Source organism: Shinella sp. M31 (genome assembly GCF_049199205.1).
Classification (GTDB): domain Bacteria; phylum Pseudomonadota; class Alphaproteobacteria; order Rhizobiales; family Rhizobiaceae; genus Shinella.
Window position 1 is genome coordinate 1 of sequence record NZ_JBLZPH010000115.1, and the last position, 2,612, is coordinate 2,612.

Annotated in this window: 3 protein-coding genes; 1 reads left to right on the plus strand and 2 read right to left on the minus strand. The window is 63.0% G+C overall.

What is annotated here, in order from left to right; translation table 11 throughout:
• Positions 1 to 112: 112 nt before the first annotated feature.
• Entirely contained in the window at positions 113 to 1,555 is a 1,443-nt protein-coding gene (locus ACOZKU_RS19305; RefSeq protein WP_421580235.1) for a PLP-dependent aminotransferase family protein, read from the minus strand.
• 105 nt (positions 1,556 to 1,660) lie between these two features.
• Between ACOZKU_RS19305 and ACOZKU_RS19310 the strand changes: the two genes are divergently transcribed.
• Entirely contained in the window at positions 1,661 to 2,365 is a 705-nt protein-coding gene (locus ACOZKU_RS19310; protein WP_421580233.1) for a B3/4 domain-containing protein, read from the plus strand.
• Between the two features lie 66 nt (positions 2,366 to 2,431).
• Here ACOZKU_RS19310 and ACOZKU_RS19315 read toward each other — a convergent pair.
• Positions 2,432 to 2,612 (minus strand): 4Fe-4S dicluster domain-containing protein (locus ACOZKU_RS19315; RefSeq protein ID WP_421580234.1); only part of this gene is annotated, 181 nt, incomplete at its 5' end.

The following is a 2,612-nucleotide window of genomic DNA, read 5'->3' on the forward strand; positions in this document are numbered from 1 at the left end:
TCCCGCTCGAGGTCGGCATCGCCACCTCGACCCATACCGATGCGTCTGGCGGATCAGAAGCGCCAGTGTTGAACGGAAACCCTGGGCCAGTCATCAACCGTTTCGCTGGGCACTATCGCGGCAAGGTTTTGGCGAGCAGCCGGACGCCGTCCGGAATGTTCCGCGCCGGCATCGAGGCGTAACCGAAGACGAAGCCGGCGCGGCGCTCCGTCGCCAGCGAGAACAGCCGAGAGATCGGATAGATGCCGATACCCGCTTCCCGCGCCGTGGCCGCGAAGCTTTCCTCGTCGTGGGCCAAAAAATCGTTGAACCAAACAACGACATGCAGGCCGGCGGAGGTTCCGACGATCTCGACCCGAGCGCCGAAATATTCGGTCATGGCGTCAAGGAAGGCGGTGCGCCTTTCGGCGTTCATCCGCCGCATCTTGCGGACATGGCGCTCATAGGCGCCGGATTCGATCAGCGACGCAAGCGCGTCCTGTTCGAAGGTGGCGCTGTGCCGGTCGGCGATCTGCTTGCACCGGACGAAGGGCTCCACGAGCGCTTCGGGCAGCACCAAATAGCCGAGGCGCAAGGTTGGCGACAGCGTTTTCGACACCGTGCCGATATAGATAACCCGCCCACGGCCGGACAGATACAGCGGAGGGATCGGCCGCACGTCGTAGCGATATTCGCCATCATAATCGTCCTCGACGACGAGGGCGTTCGCGGCCTCGGCCCACTCGATCAGCGCGCGACGCCGCCCGGCGGAAAGCACTCCTCCCAGCGGAAACTGATGGCTCGGCGTGACAACCGCAAACGAATATCCATGCGGGGCGGGCAACCGACCGGTCTCTATCCCGTCCCCGTCGCACGGGACAGGCGTCAGTTCCGCGCCGAGCGTCACGAAGACGTTTCGGGCCATCGCATAACAGGGTTCCTCGATCAGCACCTTACCGCCGGGATCGACCAGCACGCGCGCACAAAGGTCCAGCGCCTGCTGCGAGCCGTTGACGACGACGATCTGGTCGGCCTCGCATCGAATGCCGCGGGCGCGCCAGAGATAGCCCCGCAACGCCTGCTGCAATGCGAGGCTTCCCGCCGGGTGGCCGTAGCCGAGCCGTTCGCGGCGGGCGACGATGGCGGCGGTCATGGCCTTGCGCCAGGCAAGTCTCGGAAAATCATCCGGAGCGACGTCGCCATAGCGGAAGTCATATTTCAATCCACCTGCTGCACCCGGAAAGTGGACTGGCATTTCCATCGCGCGCGCGGCGTAGGCTGAAAGAGGCCGGGAAGGCGCGCCGGTTGTCGGCGACGGCGCAGCCTCGCTGCTGGCGATATTGCCGGCGACGACGGCCTTGGCACCCTGACGCACCAAGACATAGCCTTCAGAGATGAGCTGGTCGAACGCCGTCGTCACGGTCGTGCGCGAAACGCCGAGTTCTTCCGCCAGCGCTCGCGTCGATGGCAACCTGTCGCCCGGGGCATAGACACCGGTAGCGATCTGCTCGCGCAGGCCAAGATAGATGCCGCGCGCCGTTCCCGCCCGGTATGTGTCCCGCTCCGACTGGACCATGCTTTCTCTCTCAAACTGGCACTCCAACTCATACCAGTTGCCTGCGATAAGCAAGCCAAGTCAAGGGCACGACTCCCCGTACATAGAGAATGGAGACGGAAACGAATGTTCGACCTGCCTGCGATCGACGAGCGCATAAAGACCATCGCGTCGGGCTTCAGGGCAATGAGCGTCCTCGTCGACGTCACCGCCGCCTCCAAGGGTGAACTCGATCCGGATATCCTCGCCAGTGTCTGCGCCTTCGTCATCGATGGCGGCCCAAGCTGGGCTGATGCTCATTTGGCAAGCTGGGCGGAAACCTATCAGCGTTTCGGCGCAAAGCCGAGCCGGACTCCCTGTTCGGCGCAGGCATTGCGCAAGCGTGTGCTGAAGGATGGCCGCCTGCCGGCGATCAATCCGGTGGTCAATCTCTACAATGCTGTCAGCCTGCGCTACGCCATTCCGGTCGGCGGCGAAAATGCCGATGCCTATGCCGGCCGGCCGCTGCTGACCATTGCCGACGGCACCGAGGCTTTCGACACCGTGATGAATGGCGAAGCCGTTGTCGAGAATCCAGAGCCGGGCGAAGTCATCTGGCGCGACGAAATCGGGGTGACCTGCCGCCGATGGAACGGGAGGCAGGGCGTCCGCACGCGGCTGGAGAATGCGTCCGGCCGGATGTGGTTCGTTCTCGAAAGCCTGGAAACGATGCCGGAGGAGACGCTGCGCGACGCGACGACGATGCTGGTGGAAGGATTGAATGCGCTGATGCCGGGAAGCGTCATCTCTTCGGCTATAGTGGGATGGCCTGAACCAAAGCGCGGCTCTTGAACGGATACGAACCAACAACCAACCCTAATCTATATAGTAGCCCGCTCCGTTAAATGATCCCAATCATCACATATTCGGATAGACCGGTCCCTCACCCCCTTGCGGCGGCACCCAGTTGATGTTCTGGTTGGGGTCCTTGATGTCGCAGGTCTTGCAGTGCACGCAGTTCTGCGCGTTGATGACGTAAACGTCCTTGCCGTCCTTCTCCACCCACTCGTAGACGCCCGCCGGACAGTAGCGCGTCGAG

What these genes read in the sequence shown, in the direction of transcription:
- ACOZKU_RS19305 (WP_421580235.1), bottom strand. Translation starts at nt 1,555, where the DNA reads ATGGTCCAGTCGGAGCGGGACACATACCGGGCGGGAACGGCGCGCGGC.
- ACOZKU_RS19310 (WP_421580233.1), top strand. Translation starts at nt 1,661, where the DNA reads ATGTTCGACCTGCCTGCGATCGACGAGCGCATAAAGACCATCGCGTCG.